Genomic DNA, 17,839 nt, shown 5'->3' on the forward strand with positions numbered 1-17,839 from the left:
GGTTCAGTTCTCGGCCGGGCCGCCGATCAGGGGGGCGAGATGACGCCCTGGCCGCCAGTTGGGACGATCGAGGAGCCGTTGCGCACCCCGCTCTGGGTGATCCGGACGCTGGCCGACGCGCTGGCGGCCGAGGAGAGCCCGACCGAGGAGCACCGCCGGCACGTCGCGCGCCAGATCGCCCGCATCGCGCGCGAGCTCGAGCAGTAGCCGCGCCGCCGCCCGGCCCTCCCGCCATCGACCCGCTCCCGCCCGCGACGGCGCCGGCGCGCCCGGCTACCCTCGCGTGCGTCGTGCTCTACCGGCTCCTCTTCCGGCACGTGCTCACGCGGATCGACGCGGAGCGCGTGCACGCGCTCGCCGCGACGGCGCTGCGGCTCGCGACGGCGATCCCCGCGCTTCGCACCGCGCTCCGGCGGTGGACGAGGCCGGCCCCCGAGCTTCGCGTCTCCGCGCTCGGCGCGACGTTTCCCTCCCCGCTCGGCGTCCCGGCCGGGGTCGACAAGGGCGCGACGTGGTTCGAGGCGCTCGGCGCGCTCGGGTTCGGCTTCGTCGAGGTCGGGACGGTCACCGCGCTCGCGCAGCCCGGCAACCCGCCGCCGCGCATCACGCGCCTGGTCGCCGACCGCGCGCTGCTGAACAGCATGGGCTTCCCCAACCCGGGCGCGGAGGCGACCGCCGCGCGGCTGCGCCGGCGGACCGGCGACACGATCGTCGCGGCGAACATCGGCAAGTCCAAGGCGGCGCCGCTGGAGCAGGCCGGCGCCGACTACCGCGCCGCGGTCCGGCTCGTCGCACCCCTGTCGGACTTCCTCGTGCTCAACGTGAGCTCGCCGAACACGCCGGGGCTGCGCGACATGCAGGCCGTCGACGTCCTCGCCGCGCTCGTCTCCGAGGTCCGCGCGGAAGCCGGCACGAGCCTCCCGCTGCTGGTGAAGATCGCCCCCGACCTGCCGGACGAGCAGATCGACGCAATCGCCGACCTCGCGGTCGAGCTCGGCCTCGACGGCATCGTCGCCACCAACACGACCCTCTCGCGCGACGGCCTCGAGGCGGATCGCGTGCTCTGGGAAGGCAAGCCCGGCGGTATCTCAGGCGCCCCGCTCAAGGCGCGCTCGCTCGCCGTCCTCGAACGCCTGCACCGCCGCGCCGGCGACCGCCTCACGCTCGTCTCCGCCGGCGGCATCGAGACGGCCGAGGACGCGTGGGAGCGCATCTTGGCCGGCGCCTCGCTCGTGCAGGCCTACACCGGCTTCATCTACGGCGGGCCGGCCTGGCCGCGCGCACTGAACCATGGCCTGCTGGAGCTGCTGCGGCGCGACGGCTACGCCTCGGTGCAGGACGCGATCGGCGCGGGCGTGGGCGGAGACGCCCGCCGCAAGGCTCGACCTCAGCCGTACCTTTAGACACCCTGCTCGCGCATGACCGCGAGCTCGGTGATCGGCTGGCGCAGGATCGCCAGCGACGCGTGCAGCGCCAGGATCAGCCCCCAGCCGAAGATCGTCCAGCCCGGCCAGAAGTACCCGAGCCCGGTGACCGCCCAGACGATGATCAGCGCCATCTGGACGACGCCGAAGATCGCCGCGTGCGTGAGCAGGCCGCGCCGGCGGCGCAGGCGCATGATCGCCGCGGTCCGCTCGTCGTAGACGATCCCGCGCTCCTGCGGCGGCTGCTCGTCGTCGAGGATCTCGGCCGGCAACTGCGCGCGGATCCTCGTCCCCTCGCCGGCGGGGCTGTCGACCGTCAGCGTGCCGTTCAACGCGCCGACGCGGTCCAGCAGCCCGCGCAGCCCGGAGCCGGCCGCGGGGTCGGCGCCGCCGCGGCCGTCGTCGCAGACCTCGATGCAGAGCGCGTCGCCGTCGCGCCGCACCGTCACCGACGCGCGCTCGGCCTCCGCGTACTTGGCCACGTTGGCGAGCGCCTCGGAGACGACGAAGTACGCCGTCGCCTCGATCGTCGAGGGGAAGCGCTCGGCCGGCGCCTCCACCAGGTCGACGGGCACCGGCACGCGCGCCACGACGTCGCGCAGCGCCGCCTCCAGCCCGCGCGCGGTCAGCACCGCCGGATGGATCCCGCGGGCGAGGTCACGCAGCTCGCCGATCGCCGTCCTCGCCTCGTCGGCCGCGACCGACACGAGATCGAGCGCGTCCTCGCCGCGCTCGAGGCGATCGCGCGCCATCCGCAGCTGCAGCGCGACCGCGACCAGACGCTGCTGCGCGCCGTCGTGCAGGTCGCGCTCGAGCCGGCGGCGCTCGGCGTCGGCGGCGGCGATGATGCGCGCCTGGGAGGAGCGCAGCGTGGCGACCTCGGGATCGGTCGGCGCCGTCAGCATCATGCGCGCGAACGTCGCGTGCAGCGTCGCGAACGCCGACGTCGCGCGGACCGAGATCGGCAGCAGCAGCAGGCCGGAGACGAACGCGCCGAACGCGACGGGGGCGGAGTCCACCGCGACGAGCCCGACGTCGACGCCGTCGGACACCGACCAGTACAGGAGCGGCGCGAGCAGGAGCGAGAGCGGCAGCCCGAGCAGGATCGCGACGGCGGTGAAGTCGACGATCCCGAGCGGCAGGTGCACGATCAGGTACGCCAGGTCCTTCCACGTCGCGGGATCGCCGAGGCGGCTCGCCAGCCGCGCGAACCAGCCGCCCTCGGCCGGCCGGTACGGCGCGGGCAGCTCCACCCCGAGCAGGCGCGAAGCGAGGAAGCGCTCCAGCCGCGCCAGCAGCCGCCAGACCCACATCATGATGACGATCGGCAGCCCGAACGTCAGCACGGACACCCCGAGGCCGGTCGAGAGCCCGGCCGCGATCACGACGAAGTACGCGATCCCGAGCGGCAGCGCGGTCGTCAGGTACACGATCCGCTTCCACGAGCGCGCGTCGACGGTCCACGCCATGAGCGCGCGTACCGCTGAGGTCTGTGAGGCGGGCTGGACTGCGGTTATGGCGCCAAGCTACCGCGCGAGCGCGAACGCGGACCCGCGGCTAGGCGGTCTTGAGGATCGCGATCGTGTTCGCGGCGAACAGCACCGCGAAGAAGATGGTCCAGCGGTCCAGGTTGCGCTCCATCAGGGAGCCGCCTGAGCTGCCGCCGGCGACGCCGACGCCGAACGCCCCGGACATCCCCGCGTCCTTGCCCGAGTGCAGGAGCACGAGGAAGATCACGCCGACGGCGATGAAGACCTGCAGGACCGAGAGGACCGTGTGGAGCATGCGGTCGCCTAGGGTAGCGGCTCCGCCCGCTCCTCGACACGGTCGAGGCGCTTGAGCAGCTCCACGGCCTCGGCGCGCAGCCCGCGGTCCATCGCGCGCCAGTCGGCGTCGGAGAGCTTGCCGGTCTGATGATCGAGCTCCGCGTCGCGGATCTCGCGGTACTTGGCCTCCTTGGCCGCCTCGAGCTCCGCCCGCTCGGCCTCCAGCGCGAGGTCCTCCTCGTGCACCCGTCCCGGCCGCAGCGGGCCGGTGATCACGAAGACCACGGCGCCGAGGACGATCAGGATCAGGAGGTATTCCATCGTGGTTCCGTCAGGGACGGGGCCACTTACGCGGGAATGCGCACTTCACGCCCGACGCGTGCGGCGTAGGCCGCGCTGACGCGGCGGGCCACGCCGCGCGGGGTCGGCCAGATGGCGATCAACGCGCCGAAGAGGATCACGAAGGCGCCGACCCAGATCCACGTGACGAGCGGGCTGATGAGCAGGCGGAAGTTCGCCGGCGGCGGGTCCTTCGCGTAGCCCGCGGTCAGCCCCTGCAGCGCGACCGCGAGGTACTCGTTCGCCTGCTGGGGCGTCAGCGCGCCGCCGGCCTTGGCGAAGACCTTGTCGCCCTCCGCGATGCGCGCGCGCAGGCGGCTCGTGTCGGGGTTCACCGCGCTCCAGACGTCCTTGAGCACGCCTTGGCGCAGGCCGACCTCGCTCGTCGCCTCGCCCTCGAAGAAGCGGGAGACCGGGCCGAGCGACGGGTCCTGTGATGGGAAGTAGTCCTTCGTCGTCGAGATCGTCTTCGCGGCCTGGCCGTCGCGCTTGACGCGCAGGACGGCGCCGAGCGAGATGCGCTCGAGCCGGCCGTTGGACGCGGCGTGCAGCTGCGACGTCGGCTTCACGTAGGTGAACGTGTAGCTGCCCACGCGCGTCGACTGGCCGGGCTTCAGCCGCGCGTCGTGGATCGCCTGGAAGCTCGAGGACGCCGAGACGCCGACGAACAGGATCATCACGCCGAGGTGCACGAGGTAGCCGCCGTAGCGGCGCCGGTTGCGGCGCACGAGCGAGACGAGCGCGACCGGCATCGGCTCGCGCGCGACCGCGCGGCGCGCGTGCAGCCCTGTGGCGAACTCCTGCGCGACCACCGCGCCGACGAAGCCGGCGAGGGCGAAGAGCGCGAACGCCGTGACCGAGCCGCGGATGCCGAGCCCCAGCAGCAGCACGACCAGCAGCCCGCCGGCGAGCGCCGGGCGCAGCAGATGCTTGCGCAGGGCCGCCGCGGAGGCCCGCCGCCAGGCGATCACCGGCCCGATGCCGGTCAGCAGCACGAGCACCAGCGCGAGCGGGACGATGTAGCGGTCGAACCACGGCGGGCCGACGGACGCCTGCGTGCCGGTCACCGCCTCGGAGATGAGCGGGAAGAAGGTGCCCCAGAAGACGACGAAGCAGAGCCCGACCAGCACGAGGTTGTTGAGCAGGAAGATCGCCTCGCGCGAGAGCAGCGAGTCGAGCCGGTGCTCGGAGCGCAGCATCGGCGCGCGCGTGACCACCAGCGCGACCGAGAGGGCGACCATCGCGCCGATCAGCAGCAGGAACGGCACCCCGAGCGTGGACGCGCCGAACGCGTGGATCGAGTTCAGGATGCCGCTGCGAACGAGGAACGTGCCGAGGATCGCGAGCACGCCCGTCGTGAGCACGAGCGAGACATTCCAGATCTTCAGCATCCCGCGCCGCTCCTGGATCATCACCGAGTGCAGGAACGCGGTGCCGGTCAGCCACGGCATCAGCGACGCGTTCTCCACCGGATCCCACGCCCAGTAGCCGCCCCAGCCGAGCTCGTGGTAGCTCCAGCGCGCGCCGAGCACGATGCCGAAGCCCAGCAGCGCCCAGGCGCCGAGCGTGAACGGGCGCGTCGAGCGGATCCACTCCGCGTCGAGCCGGCGCGTGATCAGCGCCGCCGCGGCGAACGCGAACGGGATCGTGAACAGCGTGTACCCCGAGTAGAGCATCGGGGGGTGGATCATCATCAGCGGGTCGCGCAGCAGCGGCTCCAGCCCGGCGCCCTCCGTCGGCACCGGGTTGGAGGCGCCGAACGGCGACTCGGCGAAGACCAGCAGCGACGCGAAGAACGTCCCGAAGCCCATCAGGATCGCGGTCGCGTACGGCGCGAGCATGCGCAGCCGGTGGCGCGTCGCGAACAGGATGATGCTCGACCACGTGCCGAGCAGGAACAGCCACAGCAGCAGCGAGCCCTCCTGCGAGGACCACATCGCGGTGAGCCGGTAGAAGGTCGGCGTCGTCGTCGAGGAGTGGCCCGCGACGAGCGCGAAGCCGAAGTCGGAGCGCTCGAACGCCGCCTCGAGGATGAGGAACGCCACCGCCGTGCTGCCCGCCATCGCGTAGACCGCGCGGCGGCCGGACGCGACCCACTCGCGGCGGCCGCTGCGCACCCCGTATAGCGAGGCGAGGACCCCGTAGACCGCGCACGCGAGTGCGACGATGAGGCACGCCTGACCGACTACGCGCACGTCAGGTGTTGGTCTTCTCGGCCGAGAACTTCGAGGGGCACTTCGTCACCAGCGAGTCCTTCTGCCCGACGAACGTGCCGCCCTCCTTACGCACGTCGATCACCACCTCGCGATCGGCCCGGAACGGGTCCGGCAGCGGACCGGTGTAGCGGACGGGGACCGACACGTGCCCGTTGCGGTCGCGCACCTTGAAGTAGGTGGTCTCGCCGGCCTGCTTGTAGCCCGCCACGACCTTGCCCGTCAGCTGGTAGGTCTGGCCCGCCTGGGCGGCCTGCAGCTGCGACGGAGTGCGCGCCTCACTGGACGCCGAGAAGCTCGTGTACGCCAGCGCACCGGCCAAGAGAACGGCGACGCTGAGCGCTACGACGAAGCGGATCCTGCGCTTACGGGACGGGTCCACCCCGCCAGTATGGCGCGCCGCGCAGGCGAACCGCCTCGAGAGGGGGCGTTAACGGATCTCAATACGGCGACGGGAAACATTTTCGGATTTCTGCCGTTAACCCGGGCAAGACGATGCACTTGACCCGGCCGATCTCCCTCCCCAGGCGCCGAAGCTCTCACCGGACCGCCGACCGCCCCGCCCCGCAGCGAGAACGCAACAAGCGCGCCAACGTCTCCCAGGACGCCGCGCTGTACTCGTGCTCCTGCGGCTACGTGTTCAAGGCCCCGGTTACCACCTCCGTCGGTTGTCCGCACTGCGGCACCGCGCAGGCTTGGTAGTTGGCGACCGCGGACCTCACCGTCATCGCCCTCGGGCGTCCTGACGCCAGCGCGTCCGCGTACATCGCCGAGATCCAGCGGCGGCTCGCGGCGCAGGACCGCGTGAAGTACGTCATGCACGCGATGGGGACGTCCCTGGAGGGCTCCACCGCGGACATCCTCGCCGTCGTCGGGGAGCTCCACGCCGTGCCGTTCGAGCTCGGCGTCCCGCGCGTCTACACGGTGCTCAAGCTCGACGAGCGCCGCGACAAGGAGCAGACGCTGCAGGACAAGGTCGACGCGGTCCAGCGGCTGCTCTAGCTAGAGCGGGCGAGGGGAATCGAACCCCCATTTTTGGCTTGGGAAGCCAACGTCTTAGCCATTGGACAACGCCCGCGGGACGCGAAAGCTTATCGGAGATCGCGCGTGCCGCGGATAACCTTCGCGGCGTGCGAATGCGCCTCTTCTGGCCCGTCACGGTCGCCGCCGCCCTGCTCGTCGGCCTGCTGGCCTACGGCGTGTTCTCCAAGGGCGCCAGCACGACCCTCGACGACGCGCTGGCCAAGGGTCAGCGACCCGACGCGCCGAGCATGACGCTGCCCAAGCTCGGGACCCAAGGCAGCGGGAGCCTTGCCGACTACCGGGGCAAGGTGGTCGTATTGAACATGTGGGCCTCGTGGTGCGAACCGTGTCGTGAAGAGATGCCGCTGCTGGAGAAGGTCCATCAGGAGATCGCCGGCCAGGGCGGCGTCGTGCTCGGCGTCGACACCCAGGACGCCAGCAACAAGGCGATCCAGTTCCTCAAGAAGACGAAGGCGACGTTCCCGAGCGTGCGCGACCGCGACCGCTCCTACGGGCGCGACTACGGCGTGACCGGCTACCCGGAGACGTTCCTGATCGACCGCAAGGGCCGCGTCGCGGCGCTGCAGCGCTTCCCGGTCACCCGGCAGTGGCTGGACCAGCACCTGCGAAAGCTGCTGGCGGAGAAGGCATGAGACTCGTCACGCTCGTCGCCCTGCTGCTGCTCGCCTTCGCGGCGCCCGCGAGCGCCGCCGGGAGGCCGCCGACGCTCGCCGACCTCGAGGACGAGGTCATGTGCGTCGAGTGCGGGACGCCGCTGATCGTCTCCCAGTCGCCGGTCGCCAACCAGGAGCGCTCGTTCATCAACGAGCAGATCGCCGCCGGCAAGGACAAGCAGCAGATCAAGGCCGCGCTCGTGGCCGAGTACGGCGAGCAGGTGCTCGCCGAGCCCAAGGGCGGCGGGTTCGACTCGACGCTGTGGATCGTCCCGGTCGTGATCGTGCTGCTCGGCGCCGCGGGGATCTTCTTCGCGGTCCGCCGCTGGCGCCGCAACGGCCCGGAGCCGCGGGCGCCGCTCGCGCCCGCGCTGAGCGCCGAGGACGCGCGCCGGCTGGACGCGGAGCTCGGCCGGTGAGCGGCGGCGTCGACACGACCGTGATCGCGGCCTTCGCGGTCGGCTTCGTCTCGTTCATCTCGCCCTGCGTCCTGCCGCTGGTGCCCGGCTACCTGTCGGCCGTCTCGGGCATCTCGATCGCCGACATGCGCTCCGGCGAGCGAAGCACGGCGAGGATCCTGCTGCCGGCGATCGTCTTCTGCCTCTCGTTCACGGCAGTGTTCATCGCCCTCGGGATGACCGCCACCGGGCTCGGAAGCGCCCTGCAGGACTCGCGCGGCACGCTCGACAAGCTCGCCGGCGCGGTGATCATCGCGCTCGGCGTCTTCTTCCTGCTGACCCCGTTCGTGCCCCGGCTGAACGCCGAGTGGCGCCCGGACGCGCTGATCACGCGCGCGGGCTCGGGCGGCCCGCTGATCGCGGGCGCCGCCTTCGCGGTCGCCTGGACGCCCTGCGTCGGGCCGACCCTCGGCTCGATCCTGTCGGCCGCCGCGACCCAGGACACGGTCGGCAAGGGCGGCATCCTGCTCGCGTTCTACTCCGCCGGCCTGGCGGTCCCGTTCCTGCTCACCGCGATCGCCTTTACGCGCATGACCACGGCGTTCCGCTGGCTGCGCGACCGCTACCTGATAGTCACCGCCGTCTCCGGCGTCATCCTCGTGACGATGGGCGTGCTCCTGTTCACCGGCGAGCTCCAGCGCCTGAACATCGAGGCCCAGGACGCGCTCGACGGCCTGGGCCTGAACTTCTTCAAGTCCGTCTAGCGATCGTCGCCGGCCCAGGTCCAGCGCGGGACCTCGCGGAGCGGGTGCAGCTCGGCGTCGGAGGTCGCGTTGGAGTTCTGCATCGCGACGCGCGTCCCGAACTCGACGTGCTCGCGGACGGCGTTGCGGAACGGCTCGTCGTCCGGCATCCCCGTGGCGTCCAGCGCCGCCATGTAGAGCTCGACGAAGCGCTCCCGCTGCTCCTCGGTGATCCTCAGTCCGCGGTGGACGTCGATCAGGTGCGCGAACCCCAGCTCGCGCGTGAAGCGGTCCGGGCCGCCGAACGTCTCGGCGGTGAACATCGTCAGGTGGTCGACGTGCTGCGGCTGCCCGGCCCCGAACAGCGGCTGCAGGAGCGGATCGCGCAGCACGCTGTCGTAGAAGGCCTGCTCCAGGCGATGCAGCGCGGCCTCGCCGCCGGCGTGCTCGAACAGGGTCGGCATGGCGCGCACCCTACCGGGCCGCTTGCAGTTTGCAAGTGACTACATCGAGTCCGGCGCGGAGACGCCGAGCAGCCCGAGCGCGCCGGCCAGCGTGTCGCGCGTGGCGACCACGAGGCCGATGCGGAACGCCTTGAGCTCCGGCGGCTCGGCGTCCTTGACGCGGCAGTGGTCGTAGAACTTCGTGAAGCGCTGCGCCAGGTCGAGGGCGTAGCCGGCGATCCGGTGCGGCGCGCGCCGCGCGGCGGCCTCGGCGACCTCGGCGGGGAGGTCGAGCAGCCGGCGCACGAGGTCGCGCTCGGCAGGGTGCAGCTCGAGCGGGCTCTCGGCCGCCCACTCCTCCCCCACCTCGCGCAGGATCGAGGCCGCGCGGGCGTGCGCGTACTGCACGTAGAAGACCGGGTTCTCGGCGTTCTGCTGGCGCGCGAGGTCGAGATCGAGGTCGATCGTGGTCTCGTGCGAACGCGAGATCATGAACCAGCGCGTCGCGTCCACGCCGATGTCGGCGATCACCTCGTCGAGCGTCACGAAGTCGCCCTTGCGCTTGGACATCTTTGCCTTCTCGCCGCCCTCGACGATGTGCACCATCTGGAGGATCGGCGCCTCGAAGGCGTCCGGATCGCCGCCGAGCGCGGCGATCGAGGCCTTCACGCGGCCGACGTAGCCGTGATGGTCGGCGCCGAGGACGTTGATCAGCCGGTCGAACCCGCGCCGGAGCTTGTCGTCGTGGTAGGCGACGTCGGCGGCGAAGTAGGTCGACGAGCCGTCGGCCTTGATCAGGACGCGGTCCTTGTCGTCCCCGAAGGTCGTCGTGCGCAGCCACAGCGCGCCGTCGGACTCGTACAGGTGCCCGAGCTCCCGCAGGCGGTCGAGCGCGACCTGGATCGGCGACGGCTCGGGTGGGTGGGCCTCATGAAGCGACCCTTCGAGGAAGAAGGTGTCGAAGTCGACGCGGTAGTCGTGCAGCGTCTTGCGGATGCCGGCCATGATCAGCGCGCCGGCGCGCTTGCCGAGATCGGCCGGATCGGCTTCGGCCGCGTCCGGGATCTGCGCCGCCAGATCGGCCACGTAGTCGCCCTGGTAGCCGTCCTCGGGCACCGGCTCATGCCGCGCCCGCGCGCGCACGGAGGCGCCGAGCTTGCGCACCTGCTCGCCCGCGTCGTTGAAGTAGTACTCGCGCGAGACGCGGTGGCCGGTGTGCTCGAACAGGCGCGCGAGTGCGTCGCCGTAGGCGGCATGGCGCGCGCTGGCGGCGGTCGCCGGCCCGGTCGGGTTGGCGGAGACGAACTCGACGTTGAAGTTGTGCGCCTGCTCGGGCGTCGAGCGGCCCCAGTCGCGGCCGGCCTCGAGCACCTCGCGCGCCGCGGCGACGTACCAGGGGTCGGCGAGGAAGACGTTCAGGAAGCCCGGGCCCGCGACCTCGACGCGCTCGACCGCGTCGCCCAGGCGCGCCGCGAGGCGCTCCCCCAGGCGCTCGGCGATCTGCCGCGGGGGCTCGCCGAGGGCGGGGGCGAGCAGCATCGCCGCGTTGGTCGAGTAGTCGCCGAAGCCCGCCTGCTTGGGCCGCTCCAAGCTGGCGCGGGCCCGCGGGGGTGCGGCGCCGTTGCGCAGGTCCGCGGCGGCCGCCTCGACGGCCGCCCTCAGCTCGTCGAGAGGGTGCACGGCCATTGACGTTAGTGCACGCCGGCCCGCCGAGCCCGCGGCGCCATGGCGAGCCCGCAGGGCGAGCAGAACCGATCAGTGATGGTACGTCTCGCCCGCCAGGATCTTGTGCGCCCGGAACAGCTGCTCCAGCAGCACGACGCGCGCCAGCTGGTGCGGGAGCGTCATCGGCCCGAGCGAGAGGCGCTGGTCCGTGTCCGCGACGCGCGTCCCGAACGGGCCGCCGATCACGAAGCAGACGTCGCGGCCCCCCTGGCGGCGGTCCTCGACCCAGCGCGCGAACGCCTCCGAGGAGTACGCGCGCCCGCGCTCGTCGAGCGCGCAGACGTACGCCCGCTCCGGGATCCGCCGCGCGACGGCCTCCTCGTCGTCGGCCACTTCGATCACGTCGACGCGCGCGTGGCGGGAGAGCAGCTTCGCGTAGTGCGCAAGATCGTCGGCGTACGGGGCCTTCGCCTTTCCGACCGCAACCACGTAGTAGTGCACAGGTGTGGGATGCTAGGTGCATGGGCGACGAACGGGAGCGGCACTTCAACCTGCACACGACGCCCGAGGTGATGGCGGGCGTGTACGCGAACTTCGCGACGGTCTCGCACTCGGACTACGAGTTCACGCTCACGTTCTCGCGCGTCGACCACGAGGTCGAGGCCGAGGAGGTCCCCGGCGTCGTCGTCTCGCGCATCTCGCTCTCGCCGCGGGCGATGCGCGAGCTGATCGACGCGATGGAGGACAACTGGTCCAAGTGGCACACCCGGGAGGGCATCAAGGGCCTGCCGGAGTACCGCGAGGACCGGCCGGACTACGGCACCGGCTCCTCGTAGGCCAGCGCCGCGCCGATGCGCTCGAGCGTGTCGGGGTGCGTGCCGAGCAGCACCTGGCGCCAGTGCGGCGGATCCGGGTCGCCGACGTTCTGGAGGGTGATCCGGCGCTCGAACGCCACCATCGCCTCCGGCTCGCCGGTGATGCGCAGCGCGAAGTCGTCGGCGCGCCGCTCGATCGCGCGCGAGAGCTGGTTGGAGACGACGCCGACCGCCGGCGCCAGCAGCGCGAGCGAGAGCGCGACGGCGGGCACGGGCGTCGCGCCCTCGCGCTGCAGCCGCTCGGCGGCGCGGGCGACCGCCAGGGTCGCGAACGGCGCCACCAGGGCCAGCCACAACAGTCCGTGGGGGACGTCGCGGTAGTGGACGTGGCCGAGCTCGTGGGCGATCACGAGCCGTGTCTCGGCCGGCGTGAAGTCCTCGAGCAGCGTGTCGTAGAGCACGACGCGCTTGGTCCGGCCGATGCCGTTCACGTACGCGTTGGCGGCGGTCGTGCGCCGTGAGGCGTCGACCTCGTAGACCTCGCCGACGTCGACGCCCGCCTTGCGGGCCAGCTCGAGCACGTCGTCGCGCGCCCTGCCCGCGGGCAGCGGCGTGAACCGGTTGAAGATCGGGTCGAGCACGATCGGGCCGGCGAACGTGAACACGACGGCGAACCCCGCCACCGCGGCGGCGCCCGGCGCCCACCAGGTGCGGCCGAAGCGCCGCATCCCGAGCACGAGCGCCGCGCCGCCCGCGGCCGTCAATGCGCCGCCCAGCGCCGTGCCCTTGGCCACGTCGGCCGCCCAGCCGCCCCAGGACTGCGTGACCAGTCCGACACCCTTGGCCCGCTCACGCGCGACGGCGCGCAGCGGCAGCGCGGCCGCGGTCGTCGCCGCCGACAGCGCGGCGGCGGTGAGCGCGCCCTTCAGGACCGGCCGCTGCCCCGCGCGGGGAGCCCAGCGCACGGCGGCGACCAGCACCGCGAGCTCGATCGCCGTCTGGCCGGCGAACAGCAGGAACTGGCCGTTGCGGAAGCGGACCGCCTTCGCCAGCTCCTCGGCGCTGAAGTAGGCTCGTGCCTCCACGAGCTCGCGCGGGTATCGCTCACGCGGCCGCAGCAGCAGCACCGCCGCCTCCGCCACGACCAGGGCGGTGACCAGCACAGCGGGCAGGCGGAGCCGCTTCGGCACCGAATAGACGCTACGCCATGCGGGTCGCGATCTGTACCGATATCCACGGCAACCGGCACGCCTTCGAGGCGGTGATCGCCGCTGCCGAGGCCGACGGGGCCGAGGAGCTGTGGTGCCTCGGCGACCTCGTCGGCTACGGCGCGGAGCCGGATGCCTGCGTCGCGCTGGCCGAGCGCCACTGCGCGATCTGCCTCGCCGGCAACCACGACCTCGCGGTCGTCGAGGTGCTGTCGCTGGAGGAGTTCTCGCGCGGCGCGGCGATCGCGGCGCAGTGGACGCAGGACACGATCTCCCAACAGACGCGCGAGTTCCTGCTCTCGCTGCAGCCGAAGGGCGAGGGGCTGGGCATCGGGCTCTTCCATGCGTCGCCGCGCGACCCCGTGTGGGAGTACGTGCTGTCCGGGCTGACCGCCGAGCTGTGCTTCGACGCCACCGACTTCCGCGTCTCGCTGATCGGCCACTCGCACGTCGCGCTCTCGTTCCACCGCCCCGAGGGCCAGCCGGCGTCCGGCACGACCCGCCGCGAGGGCACCGAGCTGAACCTCTCCACCGGCGAATGGCTCGTGAACCCGGGCTCGACCGGCCAGCCGCGCGACGGCGACCCGCGCGCGGCGTGGCTGCTGCTGGACACCGACGCCAAGACCGCGGTCTACCGGCGCTCGGAGTACGACATCGCGGGCGCCCAGGCCGCGATCCGCGCCGCGCGGCTCCCGGACTCGCTCGCCGAAAGGCTTCAGTACGGGCAGTGACTGCGAGCGCGTGCACTAGCCTGGCCGTGCAGATGAAACGCCTCGTCCTCCTGGCGCTTCCCGTCGTCCTGGCCGCCTGCGGCCAGACGAACCCGGACCTGATCCCGCAGAGCAACGCGCAAACGCTCCAGAAGACGGCGGATCGGATCGCCGACGCCTGCTCGAGCGGCGACCGCGTCGAGGCGCGCGCCGCCGCGCGCGACGCGCGCCAGCAGATCGAGGCGCTGCCGCGGGCGGTCGACGCGAAGCTCGAGCGCAACCTGGGCGCCTGGGTGGACCAGATCTACGGCCGCATCAGCGACGACTGCCAGGGCGAGGCGACGCCCGAGCCCACGGAGACGCCGACCGCGACGCCGACCGAGACACCGACGGCCACGGAGACCGCCACGCCGACCCGGACGGCGACGCCGACCGAGACCGCCACGCCGACCGAGACACCGACGGCCACGGAGACGGCGACGCCGACCGCGACCTCCACGCCCGCCGGCAACGGCGGGGTCACGGCCCCCGGAGGAGACCAGAACGGGCAATGACGACCGACCAGCTCTTCGCCGACCGCTACCGCCTCGACCGCCGCCTCGGCGTCGGCGGCATGGCGACGGTCCAGCTCGCGTTCGACACGCGGCTCGAGCGCTACGTCGCCGTCAAGCTGCTCGCCGAGCACCTGGCGGAGGACTCGAGCTTCGTCTCGCGCTTCCGGCGGGAGGCGCTCGCCGCCGCGCGGCTCGTGCACCCGAACATCGTGCAGGTGTTCGACTTCGGCTCCGACCCGCACTCGGGCCGCAACTTCATCGTCATGGAGTACGTCGACGGCCACTCGTGCGCGGAGATCCTGCGCGACCGCGGGCCGCTGATGCCGCGCGACGCCGTCGACATCCTGTGCCAGGCCTGCCGCGGGCTGGACTACGCGCATCGCAACGGCGTCGTGCACCGCGACGTCAAGCCCGGGAACCTGCTGCAGAACACGGACAACGTCGTCAAGCTGGCCGACTTCGGCATCGCCAAGGCGGCCGAGCAGTCGGACATCACGAAGGTCGGCTCGGTGCTCGGGACGGCCGCGTACCTCTCACCGGAGCAGACCCGCGGCGAGCCGGCGGAGCCCGGCTCGGACCTGTACGCGCTCGGCGTCGTCGCCTACCAGCTGCTGTCCGGACGCCTGCCGTACGAGGCCGCGTCGCTCACCGAGCTCGCTCGCCTGCAGGAATCGGGCCCGCCGGTGCGCCTGGACGAGCTCAGCCGCGACGTGCCCCCGGCGCTCGCAGAGACCGTCGCCCGGGCGCTGGCGCGCGACCGGGTGAACCGCTTCGCCGACGCGGCCGAGATGGAGGACGCGCTGCGCGACGGGCTGCACGGCATCTCCCACGGCACGCCGGACACGGACACGGACACGGACGCGACGCGGGCGCTGAGCGAGACCGAGGCGACGCGCATGATCGCGGGCACGCGCCCGACCGGCGCCGCGCTCCCGCGCCAGACGCGGCGCCTGCAGCCGATCGCCGAGGAGCCGCGCCGCGCGCCGCGCACCCCGCCGCCGTCGCGGCGCGCCGCCGCGCCGCCGCGCCGGCGCGGTGCGGGGCGCTGGGTCGCGCTGCTGGTCGTGCTCCTCGTGATCGCGGGCGGCATCGCCGCCTACGTGGCGGTCGGCAACGCGACGCAGAAGACGGTCCAGACCAAGCCGATCACCGACCAGAAGGTCGGGGACGCGGTCCAGAGCTTCAAGAGCCTGGTCGGCGACAACACGCGCTGACGCCGAGCCGCACTGCGCTGCGCGGCGGTCACGTCCCCGCCACCGCGGCCCTGGCGCGGCCGCCGCGATCCGCGTCGCCGCGGGCCGCGGTGTCCGCCGCAGCTAGCCAGGGTCTCCGCGCGGTCGCCGCGATTCGGCGTCGTCGCGGGCCGCGGTGTCCGCGGCGGCTCGCCAGGGTCTCCGCGCAGCCGCTCCGCGGACTCCGGCGAACTGCGCTGGTAAGGGAGTGGGTCAGGTTGCCTGCGCGGCTCGCAGGGACGCGATGATCGTTTCGGCGCCGCGGGGCGAGGGGGGCGTGACGAAACTTCGAATAGTTCGAAGGTTCGTAAGGCACCCCCGACGAACGTGCGCGCTGAGGGTCGGGCTTGAGCGAATTGGCTGCACGAGTGATCGATCGTGACCGTCAGGCCGCCCGAGGCAGTCAACCCGCATCCCTTACCAGCGCAGTTCGCCGACGCGTCCACGGGGTATCGCGAGGGGTTTCGGGGAGGGCGGCGCGCCCTCCGAGCACTACAACGGGCGCCTACGAGTCCCGGGAGCGCGTCGCGGCGACGACGCGGACGGTCGTCGGCAGCGCGTACCCGCCGCCGGCCGCCCGGTAGGGCTCGGCGAGCCGCGCGAAGTGGCGCTTCGCCTCCTCCGGCGCGTCCCGTAGCCGCGCGGCGGTTCGCACGGTGCCGCCGAGGACGCAGTCCCAGAGGGCGTCGAGGCTCGCCGCCTCGAGGTCGAATGTGACGGTCCGCTCGCTGATGCCGTCTTGGCCGGCGAGCAGCGCCAGCAGGTTCTCCCGCTTCGCGAAGCGCTCCGCGTCGGGCCCGGTAGGCGCCGCGTCGAGCAGGCCGGCTGCGTCGGCGGCCTGCCCCGGGAGGGCGAACAGCGGGATGCCCGCGTCCCACATGGCGAGTGCGATCCGGCCGCGCGAGACGCGCAGCATCTCTGCCACGCCGCGCTCGGGCTCCGGCAGGTGGTTGATCACGAACGCGCCGACGACGGCGTCGAACTCGCCGTCGCCGAAGGGCAGCGCCTCGGCATCGCCGTGGACGAACGTGAGCTCCGGATGCCGCTCAGCGGCGGCGCGCAGCATCGCCGGCGCGATGTCGACGCCCGTGGGGATCGCACCGCGCGCGGCGGCGGCAGCGGACAGGTCGCCGAGCCCGGACGCGACCTCGAGCACCGTCGAGCCGGACACGACGCCCGCGGCGTCGAGCAGCGGCTCGATCGCGTGGACGGTCGCGCGCGCCATCAGCGCGCCGTAGGTCGCCGCGCGCTCGCTCCAGCCGGCGGCCTCGAAGGCCTTGAAGGACGACGACTCGCCCTGCGGGCTCGCGTCTTCGGGGGGACCGCCCATGGGCCCTCCGGTCACGCCCGGGCCGCGAGCTCCCACGGGGCCGCGCCGGCCATCACCGCGTCCGCCGCCGCCGCGAAGCGGCCCGCGTCGATCGCGTCGCGCAACTCCGCCATCAGCCGTTGCAGGTAGGCGAGGTTGTGGACCGTCAGCAGGCGCATCGCCGTGTGCTCCTTCGCCTTGAGCAGGTAGTGCAGGTAGGCGCGCGAGTAGCCGTGCGCGCACGCGGGGCACGGGCAGCCGTCGAGCAGCGGCTCGTCGGCCTCGCGCCAGCGCGCCTTGGCGAGGTCGACGCGCCAGCGACGCTCCGGATCGGGCACGAGCGCCATGCCGTGGCGGCCGATGCGCGTGGGCATCGCGCAGTCGAACGTGTCGATGCCGAGCGCGACGCCGCGCACGAGGTCGTCGACCTCGCCGATGCCGAGCAGGTGGACCGGCCGCTCGACCGGGATCTCGTCCATCGCCCAGCCGACGACCTCGAACATCTGGTCCTTGTCCTCGCCGAGCGTCCCGCCGACCGCGATCCCGCCGGTCCCCCGCGCCGCGACCTCCTGCGCGGACGCGCGGCGCAGGTCCTCCTCCACTCCGCCCTGGACGATCCCGTACACGACCTGCCAGTCCGGCGCGTGCTCGGCGTGCCACGCGAGGCAGCGATCCAGCCAGCGGTGCGTGCGCTCGGTCGAGCGCGCCGTGTAGTCGCGGCCGCCGTGGAACGGCGTGCACTCGTCGAACACGAGCGCTATGTCCGATCCCAGCGCCGCCTGCACCTCCATCGACGTCTCCGGCCCCATGAACCTGGTGGAGCCGTCGAGGTAAGAGCGGAACGTGACGCCCTCCTCCTCGATGCGCAGGATCGCGCCGGCGCGCTCGCCGGACGACTGCGGCGCGCGGCCCTTGATCTCGTCGGCCACGGTGCCGTGGCCCATCGAGAAGACCTGGAAGCCGCCGGAGTCGGTGATCACCGGCTTCTCCCAGCGCATGAAGCGGTGCAGCCCGCCGAGCCGGTCGATCAGCTCGTGGCCGGGCGTGAGGAACAGGTGGAACGTGTTCCCCAGCACCATGTCGTAGCCGAGCTCGGCCGCCTCGCGGACCTCGAGCGTCTTGACGACCGCCTTGGTGGCGAGCGGGACGAACGCCGGCGTGCGGACCTCGCCGTGGCGGAGCCTCAGGGTGCCGGTGCGGGCGCGGGACCCGGGGTCGCGCGTGCGGACATCGAATGACACGGACCCGCAGGCTAGTAGCGGCGGGGTCTTCCGCCTGTCGCCATCACATGGACTACGGTGCCCTGAGCGCTTGGGATTCCCC

Annotated in this window: 21 protein-coding genes and 1 tRNA gene; 10 read left to right on the forward strand and 12 right to left on the reverse strand. The window is 72.7% G+C overall.

The features are described 5' to 3' along the window. Positions 1–39: 39 nt before the first annotated feature. Both H958_RS48580 and H958_RS0131285 read left to right on the forward strand, forming a co-directional pair. Positions 40–207 (forward strand): hypothetical protein, encoded by a 168-nt coding sequence (locus H958_RS48580; RefSeq protein WP_156028433.1) that lies wholly within the window; start codon positions 40–42, stop codon positions 205–207. Between the two features lie 83 nt (positions 208–290). Then, complete coding sequence (locus H958_RS0131285) at positions 291–1,403, forward strand: quinone-dependent dihydroorotate dehydrogenase (protein ID WP_028061537.1); 1,113 nt, start codon at positions 291–293, stop codon at positions 1,401–1,403. On the opposite strand, the gene H958_RS41760 is transcribed toward H958_RS0131285, so the two are convergent. The 5 genes from H958_RS41760 to H958_RS41765 all read right to left on the reverse strand — a co-directional run bounded on the left by H958_RS41760 (position 1,400) and on the right by H958_RS41765 (position 6,124). Beyond that, on the reverse strand, positions 1,400–2,893 hold the full coding sequence (locus H958_RS41760) for a sensor domain-containing protein (protein WP_051325066.1): 1,494 nt from the start codon (positions 2,891–2,893) through the stop codon (positions 1,400–1,402). The two genes, H958_RS0131285 and H958_RS41760, sit on opposite strands and share 4 nt — an antisense overlap. Positions 2,894–2,981: 88 nt before the next feature. After that, positions 2,982–3,209 carry a preprotein translocase subunit SecG gene (gene secG / locus H958_RS0131295; protein ID WP_028061538.1) on the reverse strand — a complete coding sequence of 76 codons (228 nt, stop codon included), beginning with the start codon at positions 3,207–3,209 and terminating at the stop codon, positions 2,982–2,984. A gap of 8 nt (positions 3,210–3,217) precedes the next feature. Beyond that, complete coding sequence (locus H958_RS0131300) at positions 3,218–3,511, reverse strand: hypothetical protein (protein WP_028061539.1); 294 nt, start codon at positions 3,509–3,511, stop codon at positions 3,218–3,220. 26 nt (positions 3,512–3,537) lie between these two features. Continuing rightward, entirely contained in the window at positions 3,538–5,724 is a 2,187-nt protein-coding gene (locus H958_RS0131305) for a heme lyase CcmF/NrfE family subunit (protein WP_028061540.1), read from the reverse strand. Between the two features lies 1 nt (position 5,725). After that, positions 5,726–6,124, reverse strand: coding sequence for a cytochrome c maturation protein CcmE (locus tag H958_RS41765; RefSeq protein ID WP_051325067.1), 399 nt, complete (start codon positions 6,122–6,124; stop codon positions 5,726–5,728). A gap of 320 nt (positions 6,125–6,444) precedes the next feature. On the opposite strand from H958_RS41765, the gene H958_RS0131315 reads away from it, so the two are divergent. Further along, positions 6,445–6,744, forward strand: coding sequence for an MTH1187 family thiamine-binding protein (locus H958_RS0131315; RefSeq protein WP_028061541.1), 300 nt, complete (start codon positions 6,445–6,447; stop codon positions 6,742–6,744). Positions 6,745–6,748: 4 nt separating this feature from the next. Here H958_RS0131315 and H958_RS0131320 read toward each other — a convergent pair. Further along, a tRNA-Gly gene (locus H958_RS0131320) sits at positions 6,749–6,820 on the reverse strand. A 58-nt stretch (positions 6,821–6,878) separates the two neighbouring features. On the opposite strand from H958_RS0131320, the gene H958_RS41770 reads away from it, so the two are divergent. The 3 genes from H958_RS41770 to H958_RS41775 are packed head-to-tail and all read left to right on the forward strand — an operon-like array spanning position 6,879 to position 8,601. Continuing rightward, positions 6,879–7,418 carry a TlpA family protein disulfide reductase gene (locus H958_RS41770; RefSeq protein ID WP_051325068.1) on the forward strand — a complete coding sequence of 180 codons (540 nt, stop codon included), beginning with the start codon at positions 6,879–6,881 and terminating at the stop codon, positions 7,416–7,418. Next, positions 7,415–7,858 carry a cytochrome c-type biogenesis protein gene (locus tag H958_RS0131330; protein WP_028061542.1) on the forward strand — a complete coding sequence of 148 codons (444 nt, stop codon included), beginning with the start codon at positions 7,415–7,417 and terminating at the stop codon, positions 7,856–7,858. Before H958_RS41770 ends, H958_RS0131330 begins: the two co-directional genes overlap by 4 nt. After that, positions 7,855–8,601: a cytochrome c biogenesis CcdA family protein gene (locus tag H958_RS41775; protein ID WP_037412165.1), complete on the forward strand. Its 747-nt coding sequence runs from the start codon at positions 7,855–7,857 to the stop codon at positions 8,599–8,601. The genes H958_RS0131330 and H958_RS41775 overlap by 4 nt, the downstream gene beginning before the upstream one ends. On the opposite strand, the gene H958_RS0131340 is transcribed toward H958_RS41775, so the two are convergent. From H958_RS0131340 to H958_RS0131350, 3 genes are all read right to left on the reverse strand, one after another. Continuing rightward, positions 8,598–9,044 (reverse strand): group II truncated hemoglobin, encoded by a 447-nt coding sequence (locus tag H958_RS0131340; RefSeq protein ID WP_028061543.1) that lies wholly within the window; start codon positions 9,042–9,044, stop codon positions 8,598–8,600. The two genes, H958_RS41775 and H958_RS0131340, sit on opposite strands and share 4 nt — an antisense overlap. 39 nt (positions 9,045–9,083) lie before the next feature. Continuing rightward, a complete protein-coding gene (gene argS, locus H958_RS0131345; protein WP_037412171.1) occupies positions 9,084–10,709 on the reverse strand; it encodes an arginine--tRNA ligase in 1,626 nt (541 codons plus the stop codon). Between the two features lie 69 nt (positions 10,710–10,778). Next, positions 10,779–11,189 (reverse strand): 23S rRNA (pseudouridine(1915)-N(3))-methyltransferase RlmH, encoded by a 411-nt coding sequence (locus tag H958_RS0131350; protein WP_028061545.1) that lies wholly within the window; start codon positions 11,187–11,189, stop codon positions 10,779–10,781. A gap of 20 nt (positions 11,190–11,209) precedes the next feature. Between H958_RS0131350 and H958_RS0131355 the strand changes: the two genes are divergently transcribed. After that, positions 11,210–11,524, forward strand: coding sequence for a DUF3467 domain-containing protein (locus H958_RS0131355; protein WP_028061546.1), 315 nt, complete (start codon positions 11,210–11,212; stop codon positions 11,522–11,524). On the opposite strand, the gene H958_RS41780 is transcribed toward H958_RS0131355, so the two are convergent. Further along, positions 11,503–12,693 carry a M48 family metalloprotease gene (locus H958_RS41780; RefSeq protein WP_051325069.1) on the reverse strand — a complete coding sequence of 397 codons (1,191 nt, stop codon included), beginning with the start codon at positions 12,691–12,693 and terminating at the stop codon, positions 11,503–11,505. The genes H958_RS0131355 and H958_RS41780 overlap by 22 nt on opposite strands. A gap of 17 nt (positions 12,694–12,710) precedes the next feature. On the opposite strand from H958_RS41780, the gene H958_RS0131365 reads away from it, so the two are divergent. Genes H958_RS0131365 through H958_RS41785 form a run of 3 tightly spaced genes read left to right on the forward strand, consistent with a single transcriptional unit; the run spans position 12,711 to position 15,189 of the window. Further along, positions 12,711–13,442 carry a metallophosphoesterase family protein gene (locus tag H958_RS0131365; RefSeq protein ID WP_028061547.1) on the forward strand — a complete coding sequence of 244 codons (732 nt, stop codon included), beginning with the start codon at positions 12,711–12,713 and terminating at the stop codon, positions 13,440–13,442. Between the two features lie 32 nt (positions 13,443–13,474). Next, positions 13,475–13,975 carry a hypothetical protein gene (locus H958_RS47975; RefSeq protein ID WP_028061548.1) on the forward strand — a complete coding sequence of 167 codons (501 nt, stop codon included), beginning with the start codon at positions 13,475–13,477 and terminating at the stop codon, positions 13,973–13,975. Then, the gene (locus tag H958_RS41785; protein WP_051325070.1) at positions 13,972–15,189 is read left to right on the forward strand and encodes a protein kinase domain-containing protein; all 1,218 of its coding nucleotides are present in this window, start codon (positions 13,972–13,974) and stop codon (positions 15,187–15,189) included. Before H958_RS47975 ends, H958_RS41785 begins: the two co-directional genes overlap by 4 nt. A 523-nt stretch (positions 15,190–15,712) precedes the next feature. Here the strand turns inward: H958_RS41785 and H958_RS44460 are convergent. Together H958_RS44460 and tgt are read right to left on the reverse strand one after the other, a co-directional pair. Then, positions 15,713–16,537 carry a class I SAM-dependent methyltransferase gene (locus H958_RS44460; protein WP_051325071.1) on the reverse strand — a complete coding sequence of 275 codons (825 nt, stop codon included), beginning with the start codon at positions 16,535–16,537 and terminating at the stop codon, positions 15,713–15,715. Between the two features lie 11 nt (positions 16,538–16,548). Further along, positions 16,549–17,757 carry a tRNA guanosine(34) transglycosylase Tgt gene (gene tgt / locus H958_RS0131385; protein ID WP_028061549.1) on the reverse strand — a complete coding sequence of 403 codons (1,209 nt, stop codon included), beginning with the start codon at positions 17,755–17,757 and terminating at the stop codon, positions 16,549–16,551. Between the last annotated feature and the right edge of the window lie 82 nt (positions 17,758–17,839).

It is taken from the genome of Candidatus Solirubrobacter pratensis, from assembly GCF_000425945.1.
Classification (GTDB): Bacteria; Actinomycetota; Thermoleophilia; order Solirubrobacterales; family Solirubrobacteraceae; genus Solirubrobacter; species Solirubrobacter pratensis.

What these genes read in the sequence shown, in the direction of transcription:
- H958_RS48580 (WP_156028433.1), top strand. Translation starts at nt 40, where the DNA reads ATGACGCCCTGGCCGCCAGTTGGGACGATCGAGGAGCCGTTGCGCACC.
- H958_RS41760 (WP_051325066.1), bottom strand. Translation starts at nt 2,893, where the DNA reads ATGGCGTGGACCGTCGACGCGCGCTCGTGGAAGCGGATCGTGTACCTG.
- secG (WP_028061538.1), bottom strand. Translation starts at nt 3,209, where the DNA reads ATGCTCCACACGGTCCTCTCGGTCCTGCAGGTCTTCATCGCCGTCGGC.
- H958_RS0131300 (WP_028061539.1), bottom strand. Translation starts at nt 3,511, where the DNA reads ATGGAATACCTCCTGATCCTGATCGTCCTCGGCGCCGTGGTCTTCGTG.
- H958_RS41770 (WP_051325068.1), top strand. Translation starts at nt 6,879, where the DNA reads ATGCGCCTCTTCTGGCCCGTCACGGTCGCCGCCGCCCTGCTCGTCGGC.
- H958_RS0131330 (WP_028061542.1), top strand. Translation starts at nt 7,415, where the DNA reads ATGAGACTCGTCACGCTCGTCGCCCTGCTGCTGCTCGCCTTCGCGGCG.
- H958_RS0131340 (WP_028061543.1), bottom strand. Translation starts at nt 9,044, where the DNA reads ATGCCGACCCTGTTCGAGCACGCCGGCGGCGAGGCCGCGCTGCATCGC.
- argS (WP_037412171.1), bottom strand. Translation starts at nt 10,709, where the DNA reads ATGGCCGTGCACCCTCTCGACGAGCTGAGGGCGGCCGTCGAGGCGGCC.
- H958_RS0131355 (WP_028061546.1), top strand. Translation starts at nt 11,210, where the DNA reads ATGGGCGACGAACGGGAGCGGCACTTCAACCTGCACACGACGCCCGAG.
- H958_RS0131365 (WP_028061547.1), top strand. Translation starts at nt 12,711, where the DNA reads ATGCGGGTCGCGATCTGTACCGATATCCACGGCAACCGGCACGCCTTC.
- H958_RS47975 (WP_028061548.1), top strand. Translation starts at nt 13,475, where the DNA reads ATGAAACGCCTCGTCCTCCTGGCGCTTCCCGTCGTCCTGGCCGCCTGC.
- H958_RS41785 (WP_051325070.1), top strand. Translation starts at nt 13,972, where the DNA reads ATGACGACCGACCAGCTCTTCGCCGACCGCTACCGCCTCGACCGCCGC.
- H958_RS44460 (WP_051325071.1), bottom strand. Translation starts at nt 16,537, where the DNA reads ATGGGCGGTCCCCCCGAAGACGCGAGCCCGCAGGGCGAGTCGTCGTCC.